Origin of the sequence: Klebsiella terrigena (assembly GCF_012029655.1) — a bacterium.
In the GTDB taxonomy this organism is placed as follows: domain Bacteria; phylum Pseudomonadota; class Gammaproteobacteria; order Enterobacterales; family Enterobacteriaceae; genus Klebsiella; species Klebsiella terrigena.
Map to the genome: position 1 here is coordinate 1,595,776 of NZ_CP050508.1, position 19,819 is coordinate 1,615,594.

At 58.3% G+C, this 19,819-nt stretch carries 13 protein-coding genes; 6 read left to right on the forward strand and 7 right to left on the reverse strand.

Going from position 1 to position 19,819, the window contains the following annotated elements:
* Positions 1-26: 26 nt before the first annotated feature.
* A complete protein-coding gene (locus HCK03_RS07625; RefSeq protein WP_167691351.1) occupies positions 27-1,316 on the forward strand; it encodes an MFS transporter in 1,290 nt (429 codons plus the stop codon).
* A 14-nt stretch (positions 1,317-1,330) separates the two neighbouring features.
* Positions 1,331-2,134: a 2-keto-3-deoxy-L-rhamnonate aldolase gene (yfaU, locus tag HCK03_RS07630; RefSeq protein WP_167691352.1), complete on the forward strand. Its 804-nt coding sequence runs from the start codon at positions 1,331-1,333 to the stop codon at positions 2,132-2,134.
* Positions 2,135-2,159: 25 nt separating this feature from the next.
* On the opposite strand, the gene glpC is transcribed toward yfaU, so the two are convergent.
* Genes glpC through glpA form a run of 3 tightly spaced genes read right to left on the reverse strand, consistent with a single transcriptional unit; the run spans position 2,160 to position 6,206 of the window.
* A complete protein-coding gene (gene glpC / locus HCK03_RS07635; protein ID WP_143717312.1) occupies positions 2,160-3,338 on the reverse strand; it encodes an anaerobic glycerol-3-phosphate dehydrogenase subunit GlpC in 1,179 nt (392 codons plus the stop codon).
* Positions 3,335-4,594 (reverse strand): glycerol-3-phosphate dehydrogenase subunit GlpB, encoded by a 1,260-nt coding sequence (glpB, locus tag HCK03_RS07640; protein ID WP_143717311.1) that lies wholly within the window; start codon positions 4,592-4,594, stop codon positions 3,335-3,337. The genes glpC and glpB overlap by 4 nt, the downstream gene beginning before the upstream one ends.
* Entirely contained in the window at positions 4,584-6,206 is a 1,623-nt protein-coding gene (gene glpA / locus HCK03_RS07645; protein WP_167691353.1) for an anaerobic glycerol-3-phosphate dehydrogenase subunit A, read from the reverse strand. Before glpA ends, glpB begins: the two co-directional genes overlap by 11 nt.
* A gap of 271 nt (positions 6,207-6,477) precedes the next feature.
* Here glpA and glpT point away from each other — a divergent pair, with 271 nt between their 5' ends.
* Entirely contained in the window at positions 6,478-7,824 is a 1,347-nt protein-coding gene (glpT, locus tag HCK03_RS07650) for a glycerol-3-phosphate transporter (protein WP_041146535.1), read from the forward strand.
* Between the two features lie 9 nt (positions 7,825-7,833).
* Positions 7,834-8,913, forward strand: coding sequence for a glycerophosphodiester phosphodiesterase (gene glpQ, locus HCK03_RS07655; protein WP_135184204.1), 1,080 nt, complete (start codon positions 7,834-7,836; stop codon positions 8,911-8,913).
* Positions 8,914-8,975: 62 nt separating this feature from the next.
* Here the strand turns inward: glpQ and yfaE are convergent, their stop codons facing one another.
* From yfaE to ubiG, 4 genes are all read right to left on the reverse strand, one after another.
* On the reverse strand, positions 8,976-9,230 hold the full coding sequence (yfaE, locus tag HCK03_RS07660; RefSeq protein WP_041146533.1) for a class I ribonucleotide reductase maintenance protein YfaE: 255 nt from the start codon (positions 9,228-9,230) through the stop codon (positions 8,976-8,978).
* Complete coding sequence (gene nrdB, locus HCK03_RS07665) at positions 9,230-10,360, reverse strand: class Ia ribonucleoside-diphosphate reductase subunit beta (RefSeq protein WP_041146532.1); 1,131 nt, start codon at positions 10,358-10,360, stop codon at positions 9,230-9,232. Before nrdB ends, yfaE begins: the two co-directional genes overlap by 1 nt.
* A 96-nt stretch (positions 10,361-10,456) precedes the next feature.
* A complete protein-coding gene (nrdA, locus tag HCK03_RS07670) occupies positions 10,457-12,742 on the reverse strand; it encodes a class 1a ribonucleoside-diphosphate reductase subunit alpha (RefSeq protein WP_041146531.1) in 2,286 nt (761 codons plus the stop codon).
* A 345-nt stretch (positions 12,743-13,087) separates the two neighbouring features.
* Entirely contained in the window at positions 13,088-13,816 is a 729-nt protein-coding gene (gene ubiG, locus HCK03_RS07675; protein ID WP_041146530.1) for a bifunctional 2-polyprenyl-6-hydroxyphenol methylase/3-demethylubiquinol 3-O-methyltransferase UbiG, read from the reverse strand.
* A gap of 271 nt (positions 13,817-14,087) precedes the next feature.
* Between ubiG and gyrA the strand changes: the two genes are divergently transcribed.
* The gene (gyrA, locus tag HCK03_RS07680) at positions 14,088-16,727 is read left to right on the forward strand and encodes a DNA topoisomerase (ATP-hydrolyzing) subunit A (RefSeq protein ID WP_041146529.1); all 2,640 of its coding nucleotides are present in this window, start codon (positions 14,088-14,090) and stop codon (positions 16,725-16,727) included.
* Positions 16,728-16,880: 153 nt separating this feature from the next.
* On the forward strand, positions 16,881-19,727 hold the full coding sequence (gene rcsC, locus HCK03_RS07685; RefSeq protein WP_167691354.1) for a two-component system sensor histidine kinase RcsC: 2,847 nt from the start codon (positions 16,881-16,883) through the stop codon (positions 19,725-19,727).
* Positions 19,728-19,819: the final 92 nt, after the last annotated feature.

The window sequence follows — 19,819 nt, forward strand, 5'->3', positions numbered from 1 at the left end:
TGCGGCCGATTCCTGAGGAGATTGCGATGAGTAATACTTTGCTGGAGAGCGTGGTGAAGAAAAACCGCGCCCGTTTGATCCCCTTTATGCTGGCGCTGTACGTGCTGGCGTTTCTTGACCGTTCGAATATTGGTTTTGCCAAAGAGACCTACCAGCTGGATACCGGGCTGAGCAACGAGGCCTACGCCCTTGGCGCCGGAATATTTTTTGTGGTGTATGCCTTTCTCGGGGTCCCGGCGAATCTGCTGATGCGTAAATTTGGCGCGAGAAAATGGATTGGCTGCACCACGCTGCTGTGGGGCGTGCTCTCTGCGGCCATGGCATGGGCGGATAGCGAAACAAAATTCCTGCTGGTACGGACGCTGCTCGGTGCCGCCGAAGCGGGCTTTTTCCCGGGAATGATCTACCTGACTTCTCAATGGTTCCCGCAACAAAATCGCGCCAGCATTATGGGGCTGTTCTATATGGGCGCGCCGCTGGCGCTGACGCTTGGCTCGCCGCTATCCGGCGCGCTGCTGGAAATGCACGGCTTTATGGGGCATCCCGGCTGGTTCTGGATGTTTGTGATTGAGGGGCTGCTGGCCGTCTGCGCGGGATTTTTCACCTTCTTCTGGCTCGATGATACGCCGCACAGCGCGCGTTTTCTGACCGCTGCCGAAAAGCAGGCGTTGCTTAGCCAGCTGGCAAGCGAAGAGGAGAAAAAGGTGACTTCCCGGCTCTCCGATGCGCTGCGCAACGGGCGCGTCTGGCAGCTGGCGATTATCTATCTGACGATTCAGGTTGCGGTTTATGGCCTGATCTTCTTCCTGCCGACCCAGGTTGCCGCGCTGCTGGGCACCAAAGTGGGGTTTGTGGCCTCGGTGGTGACGGCGATCCCGTGGATTGCGGCTCTGCTGGGGACCTGGCTTATTCCTCGCTACTCCGATCGGACCGGCGAACGGCGCAATATTGCGGCGCTGACCTTACTGGCGGCGGCGATTGGTATCGGCGTCTCCGGGCTGGTGCCCCCGGTGCTGGCGATACTGGCGCTGTGCGTCGCGGCGGTCGGCGTGATCGCCGTGCAGCCGGTATTCTGGACGATGCCGACGCAGCTACTCTCCGGTACCGCGCTGGCCGCGGGCATTGGCTTCGTCAACCTGTTCGGCGCAATCGGCGGTTTTCTGGCACCGATCGTTCGCGTTCAGGCAGAGACGATTTTCGCCAGCAATTCCGCCGGCCTGCTGACGCTCTCCTGCGTGGCGATAGTGGGCGTCGTTATTATCTTTTCATTGAGCGTCACACGCATGGTGCCGCAGTCCGGCAGCGTACCGCATTAATATAAGGAAGACCTATGAACGCTATTTTATCGAACCCGTTTAAAGCGGGATTATCCAGGGGAGAAACGCAAATTGGCCTGTGGCTGAGCTCAACCTCCTCCTACGTGGCCGAGATAGCCGCTACGGCAGGCTACGACTGGCTGCTGATTGACGGCGAACATGCGCCAAATACCATTCAGGATCTTTACCATCAGCTGCAGGCCATTGCCCCCTATGCCAGCCAGCCGGTGATACGCCCGGTCGAGGGGAGCCGCAGCTTGATCAAGCAGGTGCTGGATATCGGCACGCGGACGTTACTTATCCCAATGGTCGATACGGCCGAGCAGGCGCGGGATATCGTCGCGGCAACCCGCTATCCGCCGGTCGGCACGCGCGGGGTTGGCGCCGGCGTGGCGCGCGCGGCGCGCTGGGGGAGAGTAGGGAACTATATGGCACAGGCGAATGATGAACTCTGTCTGCTCATTCAGGTCGAGAGCAAAACGGCGCTCGACAATCTGGATGAGATCCTCGAAGTGGAAGGCATTGACGGCGTATTTATTGGCCCTGCCGATTTGTCCGCCTCCCTCGGCTATCCGGATAACGCCGCTCATCCTGACGTGCAGCGGATTATTGAACAGAGCATTCGCCGCATTCGCGCGGCGGGCAAAGCGGCCGGCTTCCTTGCCGTCGATCCGAAAATGGCGCAAAAAAGCCTTGAGTGGGGCGCCAATTTTGTCGCCGTTGGCGTAGATACTCAGCTCTATACCGACGCGTTGGATAGCCGGCTGGCGATGTTCAGGCCCAGCGCGCGGCGGGAGGAAGAAAAGGGGAGCTACTGACTCCCCATAATCATCGCGCAGAGGTTCAGGCCAGCGCCTGCGCCAGCAGGGTGATGGGATGTTCACAGCGCTTGCTGGTGGACATCTCAATCTGCCATTTGCAGGTTTCACAATCGGTCACCACCACATCGGCGCCGCTCTCCTCAATCTGGCGGAAGAGCGGCGCGCCGATGGCCTGGGAAGACGCGTAGTTCTCCGACTTAAAGCCGTAGGTGCCGGCGATGCCGCAGCATTGCGAATCCAAAACCTCCAGCTGCAGGCCGGGGATCTGCCGCAGCAGTTCGAGGGTATAGAGCGACCAGCCCATTTTCTCCATATGACAGGGAGTGTGGTAGACCACCTTCAGCGGCAGCGGTTTTAGCGCCAGGGTTCGCCCGCCGTCAAGCTGGCGCCAGATCCAGCGCGTTGCCAGCTCAACCCTGTCGCGCACGTCGCTATTGTCAACATCCAGCACGTGCGGATACTCATCGCGCAGGGTGAAGGTGCAGGTGGAGGAGGTGGCGATGGTCGGCAGCGCGCTTTCGCGCATGGCGGCGACGTTACTCAGCGCCTGCCTGCGGGCTTTGGCAAAAAAGCCGTTGGCAATCAGCGGCACGCCGCAGCATTTTTCTTTGGACAGCAGCTGTACCCCGGTGCCCATGGCGTTCAGCACGCGGATAAGATCCTTACCCAGCTGCGGATGGTTGTAGTTGACGTAGCAGCCGTGAAAGAAAGCGACCTGGTCGCTAAACTGCGCCTGCTGGGCGGCGAGCTGGCGGTATGCCCGGCGGAACGTGCCGAAACCGTATTTTGGCAGCGTTCGGCGGTGATCTATCCTGAGTGCCGTATCGAGCAGCCGGCGCACCGGCTGCAGACCCGTGACGGCGTTGACCAGCGGCGCAAACGGCGTAGAAAGGGTGCCCATCAGATCCGTATGGCTCAGCACCGCATCGCGTAGGGTGGGCTTCTGCTGGCCGTACTGCGCCCGCGCCCGCTGGATAATATCGCCGATTTTAACGTCAGAGGGGCAGGCGACCTCGCAGCGCTTGCAGTTAATGCAGTACTTCAGCGCCTCGTCATACAGCGCGCCGTCCTTTAGCCGCAGCCGCTCGCCGTCGGGTCCCGCCTGCTTAGGGCCGGGATAGCGCGGATTAACCCGGCTGACCGGGCAGGCGGTGGTGCAAACCGTGCATTTGATGCAGCTCTCAAAGCGGGTATCGTTCATCGTTCGCCTCCGGCAAGGTCGTTGATCTGTTTGGCGACGTGCAGCGCGGTGACCGCGCAAACGCCGCCGCCGCATCCCAGCTGAATGGCGTCAAAGCCGCCGAGCAGAGAACCGGCGGCAAACAGGTTGTTGAGCGGCCGCCCCTGCAGCAGCGGACGCAGCATCGCATCCGTTTTCAGGCCGAAGCGCTGCCAGGGCTGGGAGGCGAAGAAATCCCGCTGATACCAGCTCTCGCGCGGCATGCTCTGCTGTAGGTCGAGGCCCAGAATCGGCTCGCGCACGCCATCGCGCCCGGCGATCAGGCCGTTGCTGAAGAAGCTGCCGCTGGCCAGGACGGTAAAGCGCGGCCGCAGCGGGATATCGCCGTGGTTACGCGTCCATACTCTGCTGACCGTTCCATCCTGATGGCTGATGTTGGTCACCTCATCACCGGCCAGCCAGGTTCCTCCGCCGCGAATAAAGCGGCGCTGGAGCTGGCTATGCAGGCGCATTCCCGGAACCGACGGGGGCAGAGTTGGCAGCAGGCGCAGCGGGCAGGGCAGGCGCTCTTGTAGCCACAGATAGAGCCGGTTATCGCTAAGGCCAAAGCAGGCGGGCAGGATCAGCAAGTCGTGCTCCTGCGCCAGCGGAAGCAGCGCGGCCAGCAGCGCCGGCCAGTGGCGCTCGTCATCCAGCACTCTGGCAATATTGGCGGCGCGAAATTCGCTCGGGCTCTCGCGCAGGACGTCCAGCAGCGGTAAATCGATTTCCGCCGCGCTGGCGTTCATTCCGTGCTGATTAAGCGACGCGGCGGCCAGGTGCGGCTGGAAGTCGGCAAAGCCGCCGATCCCGACCAGGCAGGGGGATTGGGCGGTTAACGGGTAAACGGGAACCTCCTGCGGGGAGAGCCACGCGGCGCGCAGGGTGCCGAGGGGCGTAATGCGCAGATGCGGCCGGGCGGCATCGCCCTGCATCACAATGCCGCTGGCGGCCAGCAGCGCCTGGGTTTGCGCCGCGTAGTCCATGACGCGTTCGATGCCGATCCTCGCGTAGGGATGCTCCGGAGTCTGGCCTGCCAGCCGGGCGAGACCCTGGGCAACCTCGGTCACCTTTTCGCCGTCGGGCAGCTCTGAGAGCAGATCCAGCGAGGCGGAGGAGAAATGCAGCGCGCTTTGACCGCGGCTGACGATCGCGCTGCGCAAACCATATTGATTCAGGCTCAGCCCGCAAAGTAGCCCGGCGAGCCCGCCGCCGATGATCGCGCAATCAAATTTCATCCTGCTGCTCCTTTTGCAAACCGCACAGCCCGAGATAGACCCAGCGGGTGAATTCACTTTCGCGCAGCGCATCGCCCCAGGCGACGGGCTGTACGCCTTTCCAGCGTTCGTTTAAAAACTCAGAAAGCTGGGTCAGCGATTGGGCCGGCGTGGCGACATTGAAGCGCTGCAGCAGCCCGGCGGCGCGGCAGGCGCACAGCTCGCCCTGGCAGGTTCCCATCCCGATTCGGGTACGGCGGCGTAAATCGAGCAGGTTGTTGACCGCTAAATTTTCTACCGCGTACTGCACCTCCCCCGCGGTAACCGCTTCGCACTCGCAGACCAGGCTGCGATGCTGGCGGCTATCGCCAAGCCACGCGGGCGTGCGGTCTCCGTGTCGGTACACCGCCGATCCCCGCAGCGGCGCGGGCAGAGAGATGATTTTTTGCAGCGTGGCTTCGACCGGCTCGCGGGATCCCGGTAAAGGGGTTTCGGCGGTGGTGCAGGGGACGGTGTTGCCAAGCTTGCGGCAAACGGCGTCCGTCGCCCATTCGGCCATCAGGCGGTAGGTCATCAGCTTGCCGCCGGTAATGGTGATAAACCCGGCCATCCCGTCGCGTTCGGCATGATCCAGCAGCACAATGCCGCGGCTGACGCTACGACCGCTGGGATCGTTATCGCTGGCCACCAGCGGGCGTACGCCGGAGTAGGCGCGCAGCACCCGGGTGCGGGCCATGACGGGGGTCAGCTTCTCGCCTTCGCGCAGCAGGGTATTGACTTCCGCGGCGGTGACCCGGTTATCGTCAATTTCATCGTAGGGAATATGCACCGAGGTGGTGCCAATCAGGGAGATGGTATCCCCGGGAACCAGAATATCGGCATCGGCAGGCTTGCGGCAGCGGTTGATAACGTGGTGGTTAATGCGATGGTCGAGGATCAGTAGCGATCCTTTAGCCGGAAACATCGCAATGCGCAGATCGGCATATTCCGCAATCCGCTGGCCCCAGATCCCGGCGGCATTGACCACTACGCTTGCGCGCAGCGTGCGGTTTTCACGGCGCTTATGGTCATAGCAGCGCACGCCGTTGACCCGATCGCCGCTGCGCAGCAGGCCGGTGATTTCACAGCCGGTAAGGATGGTGGCGCCGTGTTCGCGGGCGTCCAGCATATTGGCCGCGCTCAGGCGAAACGGATCGACGGTGCCGTCGGGTACCTGAACGGCGCCGAGCAGCGCGGGATTGACGGTGGGCTCAAGGCGCAGCGCCTCGGCGGGCGAGAGCTGACGGGTCTCAATTCCGGCCTGCTGGCAGGCGTGAATAAAGGTCTGTTGCCAGGCGAGATCGTCTTCGGGGAGGGTAATAAACAGTCCGTTAGTGGGTTCCACACAGTGGCGGGCGATGCGGCGCAGGATGCGGTTTTCGCTGATACATTCGCGCGCCGATTCGCCGTCGGTCACCGCGTAGCGGGCGCCGCTGTGCAGTAGCCCATGATTGCGTCCGGTCGCCCCGGTGGCGATATCGTGGCGTTCTACCAGGGTTACGCGCAGCCCGCGGAGCGCGCAGTCACGGGCGATCCCTGCTCCGGTTGCGCCGCCGCCAATGACAATGACATCACACTCATCGGTCTCGGCCATCTCTCTATCCCTCTACTTTCGTTTTACACCATTTAGCCACACAAATAGTGCGTATTGTTTGATTTCGAGCATATTCGCGCGTTTATCGAGCATGGAATGTGATTTCATGCTCACAATGGAATGTTTTGTCATATTTTTGTAACAAAGCGTGCGATGTTTCACAGTATCGTCTGCGAGGTTTCCCTACCATCGCGCCATATCAGAAGTGGGTGATTAAATTAGGTTTTTTTTTTACCTGTACCCATAAAAGCAAATGGCAACGGAGGCTGCTATGTTAAGTATTTTTAAACCCGCGGCGCACAAAGCGCGTCTACCCGAGGCGGAAATTGACCCGCACTATCGTCGGCTACGCTGGCAGATTTTTATCGGTATTTTCTTTGGCTATGCCGCCTACTATCTGGTGCGCAAGAACTTTGCGTTAGCCATGCCATACCTGGTGGAGCAGGGATTCTCTCGCGGCGATCTCGGCTTTGCGCTGTCCGGGATTTCCATCGCCTATGGTTTTTCAAAATTCATTATGGGCTCGGTATCCGATCGCTCGAATCCGCGCATTTTTCTACCGGCGGGGCTGATCCTGGCTGCGCTGGTCATGCTGGTGATGGGCTTTGTGCCCTGGGCGACCTCCAGCATCATGGTTATGTTTGTGCTGCTGTTCCTCTGCGGCTGGTTCCAGGGGATGGGCTGGCCGCCCTGCGGGCGCACGATGGTGCACTGGTGGTCGCAGAAGGAGCGTGGGGGCATCGTTTCGGTATGGAACTGCGCGCACAACGTTGGCGGCGGGATCCCGCCGCTGCTCTTCCTGCTCGGGATGGCCTGGTTCAACGACTGGCACGCGGCGCTGTACATGCCGGCGTTTGGCGCGATCCTGCTGGCGGTATTTGCTTTTGCCATGATGCGCGATACCCCGCAGTCCTGCGGCCTGCCGCCGATTGAAGAGTATAAGAACGACTATCCGGATGATTACAGCGAGCAGCACGAGCAGGAGCTCACCGCCCGGCAGATCTTTAAGCAGTATATTCTGCCAAACCGGCTGCTGTGGTATATCGCCATCGCCAACGTCTTTGTCTACCTGCTGCGCTACGGCATTCTCGACTGGTCGCCAACCTACCTGAAAGAGGTGAAGCACTTTGCGCTGGATAAATCCTCCTGGGCCTACTTCCTCTACGAGTATGCGGGGATCCCCGGGACGCTGATTTGCGGCTGGATGTCGGATAAGGTGTTCAGAGGCAACCGCGGGGCGACCGGGGTCTTCTTTATGACGCTGGTGACCATCGCCACCGTCGTTTACTGGCTTAACCCGCCGGGTAATCCGGGCGTTGATATGGCCTGCATGATCGTTATCGGCTTCCTGATTTACGGTCCGGTGATGCTGATTGGCCTGCATGCTCTCGAGCTGGCGCCGAAAAAGGCCGCCGGTACCGCGGCGGGCTTTACCGGGCTGTTTGGTTATCTGGGAGGCTCCGTTGCCGCCAGCGCCATCGTCGGCTACACCGTTGACTTCTTCGGCTGGGACGGCGGATTTATGGTCATGATCGGCGGTAGCGTGCTGGCGGTGCTGCTGCTGATTGTGGTGATGGTGGGCGAAAAACGTCATCACCAGCAGCTGAAACAGTCCTGAGGAGTGAGCATGAAAACGGCAATAACGACCTTGATGACCGGGATTCTGCTGGCAGGCTCCACGCTGAGTTTTGCCGCCCAGGCGGGGGATAAGATAGTCATTGCCCACCGCGGCGCCAGCGGCTATTTGCCGGAGCATACGCTGCCGGCGAAAGCGATGGCCTATGCCCAGGGAGCCGATTATCTCGAGCAGGACCTGGTGATGACCAAAGACGATCGGCTGGTGGTGCTGCATGACCACTATCTCGATCGGGTCACCGACGTGGCGGAGAAATTTCCGCAGCGCGCACGTCAGGATGGCCGCTTCTACGCGATCGACTTCACCCTGGCGGAGATAAAAACGCTGAAGTTCAGCGAAGGGTTTGAACCCAAAAACGGTAAGAACGTCCAGACCTTCCCGGGGCGCTTCCCTATGGGAAAAGCGGATTTTCGCATTCATACCTTTGAAGAGGAGATTGAGTTCGTTCAGGGGCTGAACCACTCAACCGGGAAAAATATCGGTATCTATCCGGAAATTAAAGCGCCGTGGTTCCACCATCAGGAAGGCAAGGATATCGCCACCAGCGTCCTGCAGGTGCTGAAGAAGTATGGCTACACCAGCAAGCAGGATAAGGTGTATCTGCAGTGTTTTGATGCCAACGAACTCAAGCGCATCAAGAACGAGCTGGAACCGAAGATGGGGATGGACCTGAATCTGGTGCAGCTGATCGCCTACAGCGACTGGAATGAAACCCAGCAGCGCCAGGCGGATGGCAAATGGGTTAACTACAGCTATGACTGGATGTTTAAGCCCGGCGCGATGGGGCAGATTGCACAATACGCCGACGGCATCGGCCCGGACTACCACATGCTGGTGGCGGCGAACGCCAGGCCGGGCCAGGTGGCGCTGACTGACATGGTGAAAGAGGCGCATCGCCAGCATCTGGTGGTCCACCCCTATACCGTCCGCGCTGACCAGCTGCCGGATTACGTCACCAACGTGAACCAGCTGTTCGATCTGCTGTATAACAAGGCTGGCGTCGATGGATTGTTCAGCGACTTCCCGGATAAGGCGGTGCAGTTTCTGCAGCAAGAGGGGGAACGCCGCTAACCCGCGGCGTGAATGGCAAACCTGTCCGCGCCGGTCGGCGCGGATGGGATGTTGCCAGGCAGCTACATCTCGATTTCGATATCGCTTTTTGCCCGGCAGCAGCAGGGCAAAATCTCTCCCGGCTGAATGAACGCCAGCGGCTCGGTCAGCCAGTCAACCTGACCGGACACCAGCCGCGTGCGGCAGGAGCCACAATAACCTTCGCGGCACTGATACTCCACGTCGATATTATGCGATTCCAGGGCATCAAGCAGGCAGTGGTGTTCATCCTGACACTCGAGATGGGTGTCAGAAATTTTCAAAAAAATGCGTTTCATCAGAGCTGGAAGTTGCTCAGGTCATCGGCATCGACTTCGGCATCGATCTGCCCCACCAGGTAGGAGCTGACTTCCACTTCCTGCGGCGCAACCTGCACGTTATCGGATACCAGCCAGGTATTGATCCACGGGATGGGGTTGGAGCGGGTCTGGAACGGCAGTTCGAGACCGACCGCCTGCATGCGGATATTGGTGATGTATTCGACGTACTGGCAGAGAATATCGCGGTTCAGGCCAATCATCGAACCATCGCGGAACAGATAATCTGCCCACTCTTTCTCCTGCTGAGCCGCCAGCACGAACAGGTCATAGCACTGCTGCTTGCACTCTTCGGCAATTTCGGCCATTTCCGGATCGTCGACGCCAGAACGCAGCAGGTTCAGCATGTGCTGGGTGCCGGTGAGGTGCAGCGCTTCGTCGCGAGCGATCAGGCGGATGATTTTAGCGTTACCTTCCATCAGCTTACGCTCGGCGAAGGCGAAGGAGCAGGCGAAGCTGACGTAGAAGCGAATCGCTTCCAGCGCATTCACGCTCATCAGGCACAGGTACAGTTTCTTTTTCAGCTCGCGCAGGTTCACGGTGACGGTTTTACCGTTAACGCTATGGGTGCCTTCACCCAGCAGATGCCAGTAGCTGGTCAGCTCAATGAGCTCATCGTAGTAGCTGGAAATCCCTTCCGCGCGCTTCTGAATCTGCTCGTTGGTGACGATATCATCGAAGACCATCGCCGGATCGTTGACGATGTTGCGGATGATATGGGTGTAGGAGCGCGAGTGAATGGTTTCAGAAAACGCCCAGGTCTCTACCCAGGTTTCCAGCTCAGGAATCGAAATCAGCGGCAGCAGCGCGACGTTCGGGCTGCGGCCCTGGATGGAGTCCAGCAGGGTCTGGTACTTCAGGTTGCTGATGAAGATATGCTTTTCGTGATCCGGCAGCGCCTGATAATCGATACGATCGCGGGAAACGTCAACTTCCTCCGGGCGCCAGAAGAAGGAGAGCTGCTTTTCGATAAGCTTTTCGAAGATGTCATATTTTTGCTGATCGTAACGGGCAACGTTAACCGGCTGACCAAAAAACATCGGCTCAAGCAGCTGATTGTTTTTGGTCTGAGAAAAGGTGGTATATGCCATTAAATGTGCGTCCTGTGATGTTATTGCCCCTCGCTCCGGCCCTACAGACGGGGCCGGGCTGTGATGTTCCCTCGCCATGGGGCGAGGGGGGCGTTATCAGATCTTACAAGCGCCGCTTTCGCAGCCGTCGTCCTGGATGGATGGCGCCAAATCGTCCTGCGCATCTTCCGCGCCATCACGGGTGTTGTGATAGTACAGAGTTTTTACGCCAAATTTATAGGCGTTGAGCAGGTCTTTCAGCAGCTGCTGCATCGGCACTTTTCCGGACGGGAAGCGCGTCGGGTCGTAGTTGGTGTTGGCCGAAATCGACTGATCGATAAACTTCTGCATGATGCCGACCAGCTGCAGGTAGCCATCGTTGCTCGGCATTTCCCACAGCAGCTCGTAGCTGTTCTGCAGCTTTTCGTAATCCGGAACCACCTGGCGCAGAATGCCGTCTTTCGAAGCCTTGATGCTCACATGGCCGCGCGGCGGTTCGATACCGTTGGTGGCGTTAGAGATCTGCGAAGAGGTCTCTGAAGGCATCAGCGCGGAGAGGGTCGAGTTACGCAGGCCGTGGGTTTTGATCGACTCGCGCAGCTGCTCCCAGTCGTAGTGCAGTGACTCGCTAACGACAGCGTCGAGATCCTTTTTATAGGTATCGATCGGCAGAACGCCCTTGGCATAGGTGGTTTCGTTGAACCACGGGCAGGCGCCCTGTTCGATAGCCAGCTCGTTGGAGGCTTTCAGCAGGTAGTACTGAATAGCTTCAAACGTCTTGTGCGTCAGGTTGTTGGCGCTGCCGTCGGAGTAGCGTTTGCCGTGTTTTGCCAGATAGTAGGCGAAGTTAATCACGCCGATACCCAGCGTACGACGGCCCATGGCGCCGCGTTTTGCCGCCAGAATCGGGTAGTCCTGATAGTCCAGCAGCGCATCCAGCGCGCGAACCGCCAGCACCGCCAGATCTTCCAGCTCGTCCAGGCTCTCAATCACGCCGAGGTTGAACGCTGACAGCGTACACAGCGCGATTTCGCCGTTTTCATCGTTGACGTCGTTCAGCGGCTTGGTCGGCAGGGCGATTTCCAGGCACAGGTTGGACTGACGAACGGGCGCGATAGCCGGGTCGAACGGGCTGTGGGTGTTGCAGTGGTCAACGTTCTGGATGTAGATACGACCGGTAGAGGCGCGCTCCTGCATCATCAGAGAGAACAGCTCAACCGCTTTGATCCGCTGCTTGCGGATGCTGTCGTCTTTTTCGTACTGGGTGTAGAGACGCTCAAACTCGTCCTGATCGGCGAAGAAGGCGTCATACAGGCCTGGGACGTCGGACGGGCTGAACAGAGTGATATCTTCACCTTTCAGCAGACGGGTGTACATCAGCTTGTTGATCTGTACGCCGTAGTCCATGTGACGAACGCGGTTCGCCTCGGTGCCGCGGTTGTTTTTCAGCACCAGCAGGGTTTCAACTTCCAGATGCCACATCGGATAGAAGAGGGTGGCAGCACCGCCGCGCACGCCGCCCTGTGAACAGGACTTCACCGCGGTCTGGAAGTGCTTATAGAACGGGATACAGCCGGTGTGGAAGGCTTCACCGCCGCGAATCGGGCTACCGAGCGCGCGGATGCGGCCGGCGTTAATGCCGATGCCGGCGCGCTGGGAAACGTATTTCACAATCGCGCTGGAGGTGGCGTTGATGGAGTCGAGGCTGTCGCCGCACTCAATCAGCACGCAGGAGCTGAACTGGCGGGTCGGCGTACGAACCCCGGACATGATCGGCGTCGGCAGAGAAATCTTGAAGGTGGACACCGCGTCGTAGAAGCGCTTGACGTAGTCCAGACGGGTCTCGCGCGGGTAGTTCGAGAACAGGCAGGCGGCGACCAGAATGTAGAGGAACTGGGCGCTTTCATAAATTTCGCCGGTCACGCGGTTCTGCACCAGATACTTACCTTCCAGCTGCTTAACTGCCGCATAGGAGAAGCTCATATCGCGATCGTGCACGATGAACGAGTCCATCTGCTTGAACTCTTCTTCCGTGTAGTCTTCCAGCAGATGAGTATCGTATTTACCCTTGTTGACCATCTTCGTGACGTGATCGAACAGCGCCGGCGGCTCGAACTGGCCGTAGGCCTTTTTACGCAGATGGAAAATCGCCAGACGCGCGGCGAGATACTGGTAATCCGGAGCATCGCGGGAGATAAGATCCGCCGCAGCCTTGATGATAGTTTCGTGAATATCGGCAGTTTTGATGCCGTCGTAGAACTGAATGTGGGAACGCAATTCTACCTGAGAAATCGAAACGTTATTCAGTCCTTCTGCCGCCCAATCCAGTACGCGATGGATTTTGTCGAGATTAATACGCTCGGTTGTACCGTCGCGCTTTGTCACCAGCAGACTCTGATTCATGTGGATTATACCTGTCCGTGAAAGAAAATATCCCCCGCTTATCCACAGAAGGTCGTTGTGACTAACTCTGTGGATAAATACTATATGTAGGGGGTTGTAGATAAAAAGAACGCTATATGGTGAGTATTCTAGTAAGGATTCTTTTGAGTACAAGAGTTGATTTTGACGTTAAATTGAGGTTGCGGAAGCGTAATAATAGCCGGGCCCACGTCGCATAAGGCCTGGCGAAGATGTCAATAAACTCAAAAATAAAAATGAAAATTTGATCGAGTGCTGATTTCTTCGGCGCCAGGAAAAATTACGCGGCTTGATGCCGCGCAATCATCATATGAAAAACCGCTGACGTTATGCGTTTTTCGCCGTTGTATGCAACATGTAGTTAACATCTACGCCCGGCGCCAGCTTGAAGGTATTGGTTAGCGGATTGAAATGGAGGCCGGTAATATGCTGCTCTTTCAGATTTGTCTGATCTACCCAGCCGATCAGCTCGGACGGCTTGATAAACTTCTTCGCGTCATGGGTCCCCTTGGGCACCATCTTCAGCACGTATTCGGCGCCGACTACCGCCATCAGCCACGCTTTGCCGTTGCGGTTGATGGTTGAGAAGAAGACCTGACCTCCGGGCTTAACCAGCCGGGCGCAGGCGTGGACGACGGACTGCGGGTCGGGAACGTGCTCCAGCATCTCCATACAGGTCACCACGTCGTACTGCTGCGCATGCTTCAGCGCGTGCTCTTCGACGGTCTCCTGGACATACTCAACCTGAACGCCGCTTTCCAGCGCGTGCAGCTTCGCCACCTGCAGCGGTTCAAAGCCCATATCCAGCCCGGTTACCGTTGCACCTTCCCGCGCCATGCTCTCCGCAAGAATGCCGCCGCCGCAGCCGACATCGAGCACTTTTTTGCCGAACAGGCCGCCGGAGCGCTGCGCAATATAGCCCAGCCGCAGCGGGTTGATGCGATGCAGTGGTTTGAATTCGCCCTCTAAATCCCACCAGCGCGAGGCGACGGCTTCAAATTTAGCGATTTCATTATGATCAACGTTGTGGGCCACCGACGGTTTTTCGGCATTCATGGGCGCTTTTACTCCTTTTCAGTTCAGACCTGCGAGTATATCAGCAGACCGCCATGAATAAACCGTCTATACCCTTCGCCTTTCGCACCGCCTCTTCGTTGGCCGCACGCGCTCACCCGAATCACTCACTACGGTGAGCTCATCGGGACTCCCGCGCTTGCCGCCTTGATGCGGTACGAAATTCATTGGGTATAGGTTTACCGGTATCACCGCGGCTGTGTTATAATTTGCGACCTTTGAATCCGGGATACAGTAGAGGGATAGCGGTTAGATGAGCGACCTTGCGAGAGAAATTACACCGGTCAACATTGAGGAAGAGCTGAAGAGCTCGTATCTGGATTATGCGATGTCGGTCATTGTTGGCCGTGCGCTGCCGGATGTCCGAGATGGGTTGAAACCGGTACACCGTCGCGTACTTTACGCCATGAACGTATTGGGCAATGACTGGAACAAAGCCTATAAAAAATCCGCCCGTGTCGTTGGTGACGTAATCGGTAAATATCACCCTCACGGTGATACCGCCGTTTATGACACCATTGTACGTATGGCGCAGCCATTCTCCTTGCGTTATATGCTGGTCGATGGCCAGGGTAACTTCGGTTCTGTCGATGGCGACTCCGCCGCAGCGATGCGTTATACGGAAATCCGTATGTCGAAAATCGCCCACGAGCTGATGGCCGACCTCGAAAAAGAGACGGTTGATTTCGTTGATAACTATGACGGCACGGAGCGCATCCCTGACGTCATGCCAACAAAAATCCCCAACCTGCTGGTAAACGGTTCGTCCGGTATTGCCGTTGGGATGGCGACCAACATTCCGCCGCACAACCTGACGGAAGTGATTAACGGCTGCCTGGCCTATATCGACGATGAAGACATCTCCGTCGAAGGCTTGATGGAACACATTCCAGGCCCGGACTTCCCGACCGCCGCCATTATCAATGGCCGTCGCGGCATCGAGGAAGCCTACCGTACCGGCCGTGGCAAAATTTATATTCGCGCCCGCGCTGAGGTAGAAACCGATGCGAAAACCGGCCGTGAAACCATCATCGTCCATGAAATTCCGTATCAGGTGAACAAGGCTCGCCTGATCGAGAAAATGGCCGAGCTGGTGAAAGAGAAGCGTCTGGAAGGGATCAGCGCGCTGCGCGATGAGTCTGACAAAGACGGCATGCGTATCGTGATTGAGATCAAGCGTGATGCGGTGGGTGAAGTGGTTCTTAACAACCTCTACTCGCTGACTCAGCTGCAGACCTCTTTCGGCATCAACATGGTTGCGCTGCACCACGGTCAGCCGAAGATCATGAACCTGAAAGACATTCTTTCCGCGTTCGTGCGTCACCGCCGTGAAGTGGTCACCCGTCGTACTATTTTCGAGCTGCGTAAAGCCCGCGATCGTGCGCACATCCTTGAAGCCCTGGCAATTGCGCTGGCCAACATCGACCCGATCATCGAGCTTATCCGCCGTGCGCCAACGCCTGCGGAAGCGAAAGCCGGGCTGGTTGCCAGACCCTGGGATCTGGGCAACGTGTCGGCGATGCTGGAACGCGCCGGTGATGATGCCGCGCGTCCGGAGTGGCTGGAGCCAGAGTTCGGCGTGCGTGACGGTCAATACTATCTGACCGAACAGCAGGCCCAGGCGATTCTGGATCTGCGTCTGCAGAAGCTGACCGGCCTTGAGCATGAAAAACTGCTCGACGAATACAAAGAGCTGCTCGAACAGATTGCTGAACTGCTGCATATTCTCGGCAGCGCCGACCGTCTGATGGAAGTGATTCGTGAAGAACTGGAAGCGATGCGCGAACAGTTCGGCGACCAGCGTCGCACCGAAATCACCGCCAACACCGCTGATATTAACATCGAAGATCTGATCAACCAGGAAGATGTGGTGGTCACCCTGTCTCACCAGGGCTATGTGAAGTATCAGCCGCTGACCGACTACGAGGCGCAGCGTCGCGGTGGCAAAGGTAAATCGGCCGCACGTATTAAAGAAGAAGACTTTATCGACCGCCTGCTGGTGGCCAACACCCACGATACGATCCTGCTGTTCTCCAGCCGCGGTCGTCTCTACTGGATGAAGGTTTATCAGCTGCCGGAAGCCAGCCGTGGCGCGCGTGGACGTCCAATCGTCAACCTGCTGCCGCTGGAAGCCAATGAACGTATCACCGCCATCCTGCCAGTACGCGAGTACGAAGAGGGCGTGAACGTCTTTATGGCGACCGCGAGCGGTACCGTTAAGAAAACGGCGCTGACCGAGTTTAGCCGTCCGCGTTCAGCCGGCATTATCGCCGTGAATCTGAACGAAGGCGACGAGCTGATCGGCGTTGATCTGACGAACGGCGAAGACGAAGCGATGCTGTTCTCTGCGGCCGGTAAAGTGGTGCGCTTTAAAGAGAGCGCAGTACGAGCCATGGGCCGTACCGCGACCGGCGTACGCGGTATCAAGCTGGCGGGTGAAGATAAAGTTGTCTCCCTGATCATTCCGCGCGGCGAAGGTGCGATCCTCACCGTGACCCAGAACGGCTACGGCAAGCGTACTGCGGCGGATGAGTATCCGACCAAGTCCCGCGCCACTCAAGGCGTTATCTCGATCAAAGTGACCGAGCGTAACGGCTCCGTGGTGGGCGCGGTACAGGTGGATGATTGCGATCAGATCATGATGATCACCGATGCGGGCACCCTGGTGCGTACTCGCGTATCGGAAGTGAGCATCGTGGGTCGTAACACTCAGGGCGTCATTCTGATCCGTACTGCGGAAGATGAAAACGTTGTTGGCCTGCAGCGCGTTGCTGAACCGGTTGATGATGAAGAGCTGGATGCCATCGACGGCAGCGTGGCGGAAGGCGACGAGGATATCGCGCCGGAAACCGACGCTGAAGCGGATGATGACATCGCCGAAGATGATGAATAATCTGCGGTAATGATGCGAAAAGGGCCGGGATATTCCCGGCCCTTTTTATTTGCCCGCCGCGGGTGATCCAGAGAGTATAACGTTGCGACAAAACGTGTTTACCGCTACCTTAACCCCATTCTGTTGAGTCCCTGACGGCCGAGCATCGCCACATTGAAATATCTTGCTTCTTTTCATACCACGCTAAAAGTTTCACGCTACCTGTTCCGGGCGCTGGCGGTCCTGCTGTGGATGCTGATTGCTTTCGTCTCGGTGTTTTACATTGTTAACGCGCTGCATGACCGGGAGTCGGAGATCCGCCAGGAGTTTAACCTCAACGCCGATCAGGCGCAGCGCTATATCCAGCGCACGGCGGACGTCATTAAAGAGCTGAAGTATGTTGCCGGCAATCGGCCGGGCGGCGGCCGTGAAGGCGACGCGTCGCCGGTGCAAAATGGCGACATCGCGGTTCCGGACTTCGAACCGCTCTATCCGGATTCAGATTGCGGGGCAATGAGCGGTACCTGGCGCAATTCGCTGCAGTCTCTGGCATGGTTTATGCGCTACTGGCGTGATAATTTCTCCGCCGCTTACGATCTCAACCGTATCTTTTTAATTGGCAGCGATAATCTGTGCATGGCGAACTTTGGCCTGCGCGAGATGCCGCTGGAACGGGACCAGGCGCTGAAGGTGCTGCACCAGCGTATTGAGCAGTATCGCGACGCCCCGCAAAGCGAACGCGGCAGCAATCTGTTCTGGATTAGCCAGGGCGTGCGTCCCGGCGTCGGCTACTTCTACGCGCTGACGCCGGTCTATATGGCCAACCGCCTGCAGGCGATGCTCGGCGTCGAACAAACGATTCGCATGGAGAGCTTCTTCACGCCGGGCAGCCTGCCGATGAGCGTCACGATCCTTGACGACAAAGGCCAGCCGCTCATCTCCCTCGCCGGGCCGGACGCTAAAATCAAGGGCGAGGCCCGCTGGATGCAGGAACGGATCTGGTTCGGCTATACCTCCGGCTTCCGCGAACTGGCCATGAAGAAGAGCCTGCCGCCATCCTCTCTGAGCATCGTATATTCGGTATCGGTAGACCAGGTCCTCGAGCGCATCCGGATGCTGATCCTCAATGCGATAGTGCTCAATATTCTGACCGGGGTGATGCTTTTCGCCCTCGCGCGAATGTACGAGCGGCGGATCTTTATCCCGGCGGAAAATGACGCCCAGCGCCTCGAGGAGCACGAGCAGTTTAACCGTAAGATCGTGGCCTCGGCGCCGGTGGGGATCTGTATTCTGCGCACCCTCGACGGCACCAATATTCTGAGTAACGAACTGGCGCATAACTACCTTAATATGCTGACCCATGAGGACCGGCAGAGGCTGACGCAGATTATCTGCGGCCAGCAGGTCAATTTTGTCGATGTGCTGACCAGCAATAACACCAATCTGCAAATCAGCTTCGTTCACTCGCGCTACCGCAACGAAAACGTGGCTATCTGCGTGCTGGTTGACGTCAGCGCCCGCGTCAAAATGGAAGAGTCGCTGCAGGAGATGGCGCAGGCCGCAGAGCAGGCCAGCCAGTCGAAATCGATGTTCCTTGCGACGGTGAGCCACGAGCTGCGAACGCCGCTGTACGGAATTATCGGCAACCTCGATCTGCTGCAAACCAAAGAGCTGCCGAAGGGCGTCGACCGTCTGGTCACGGCGATGAACAACTCGTCCAGCCTGCTGCTGAAGATCATCAGCGATATTCTGGATTTCTCGAAAATTGAGTCCGAACAGCTGAAAATCGAGCCGAGCGAGTTCTCGCCGCGCGAGGTGATGAACCACATCTCGGCGAACTATCTGCCGCTGGTGGTGCGCAAGCAGCTCGGGCTGTACTGCTTTATTGAGCCCGACGTTCCGCAGCTGATGTCCGGCGATCCGATGCGTCTGCAGCAGGTCATTTCTAACCTCTTGAGCAATGCCATCAAATTCACCGATACCGGCTGCATTATCCTGCACGTTCAGTGCGCCGGCGACTATCTGCAAATCAGCGTGCGCGATACCGGGGAAGGGATCCCGGCAAAAGAGGTGGTGCGCCTGTTTGACCCGTTCTTCCAGGTCGGCACCGGCGTTCAGCGCAATTTCCAGGGAACTGGCCTCGGGCTGGCGATTTGCGAGAAGCTCATCAGCATGATGGATGGCGATATTGCCGTGGAAACCGAGCCCGGCATGGGCAGCCGCTTTACCATCCGCATTCCGCTGTATGGCGTGCAAAACGGCGCGCCGCTGCTTGCCGATGGCCTGGCGGAAAAATGCTGCTGGCTTGCCGTTCACAACACCGCTCTGACGATGTTTATCACCTCGCTGCTGAATCACCACGGCGTGAAGGTGAAAAACTATGCCGGCGAGACGCCGGGAGCGGACGATATTTTGCTCACCGATGATGAAGCGCATACTGGCTGGTCAGGGGCGGCGGTGATTATTTTCTGCCGCCGGCATATCGGCATTCCGCAGGAGCGCGCGCCGGGAGAGTGGCTGCATAGCGTCACGACGCCGCACGAGCTGCTGCCGCTGTTGGGACGTATCCTGCACGTCGACGTGGCCAGCGCCGAACACGGCCCGGCGCTATCCGCGCCGGAAACGCAGACGGCCAATCACGATGACATGATGATTCTGGTGGTGGACGATCATCCGATCAACCGCCGCCTGCTGGCCGACCAGCTCGGATCGCTGGGCTATCAGTGCGTAACGGCGAACGACGGGGTTGATGCGCTGGGCGTCCTGAGCAAGCAGCATATTGATATCGTACTGAGCGACGTCAATATGCCGAATATGGACGGCTATCGCCTGACGCAGCGTATTCGCGAGCTGGGAATGACGCTGCCGGTTATCGGGGTGACCGCCAACGCGCTGGCGGAAGAGAAGCAGCGCTGCCTTGAGTCGGGTATGGACAGCTGTCTTTCTAAACCGGTGACGCTGGATATTATCAAGCAAACTTTGACGCTGTACGCCGCGCGGGTGCGTAAGAGCAGGGAATAGGGCGAAGATTTCCGCGGGCGCGGCCTGGCAGTGGCGGGTCGTTGCCCCGGATATGGCGCATGACGGTCGCGCCGTATCCGGGAAGGTGAGCG

Coding starts and splice junctions, on each gene's coding strand:
- HCK03_RS07625 (WP_167691351.1), top strand. CDS start 27: ATGAGTAATACTTTGCTGGAGAGCGTGGTGAAGAAAAACCGCGCCCGT.
- yfaU (WP_167691352.1), top strand. CDS start 1,331: ATGAACGCTATTTTATCGAACCCGTTTAAAGCGGGATTATCCAGGGGA.
- glpC (WP_143717312.1), bottom strand. CDS start 3,338: ATGAACGATACCCGCTTTGAGAGCTGCATCAAATGCACGGTTTGCACC.
- glpB (WP_143717311.1), bottom strand. CDS start 4,594: ATGAAATTTGATTGCGCGATCATCGGCGGCGGGCTCGCCGGGCTACTT.
- glpA (WP_167691353.1), bottom strand. CDS start 6,206: ATGGCCGAGACCGATGAGTGTGATGTCATTGTCATTGGCGGCGGCGCA.
- glpT (WP_041146535.1), top strand. CDS start 6,478: ATGTTAAGTATTTTTAAACCCGCGGCGCACAAAGCGCGTCTACCCGAG.
- glpQ (WP_135184204.1), top strand. CDS start 7,834: ATGAAAACGGCAATAACGACCTTGATGACCGGGATTCTGCTGGCAGGC.
- yfaE (WP_041146533.1), bottom strand. CDS start 9,230: ATGAAACGCATTTTTTTGAAAATTTCTGACACCCATCTCGAGTGTCAG.
- nrdB (WP_041146532.1), bottom strand. CDS start 10,360: ATGGCATATACCACCTTTTCTCAGACCAAAAACAATCAGCTGCTTGAG.
- nrdA (WP_041146531.1), bottom strand. CDS start 12,742: ATGAATCAGAGTCTGCTGGTGACAAAGCGCGACGGTACAACCGAGCGT.
- ubiG (WP_041146530.1), bottom strand. CDS start 13,816: ATGAATGCCGAAAAACCGTCGGTGGCCCACAACGTTGATCATAATGAA.
- gyrA (WP_041146529.1), top strand. CDS start 14,088: ATGAGCGACCTTGCGAGAGAAATTACACCGGTCAACATTGAGGAAGAG.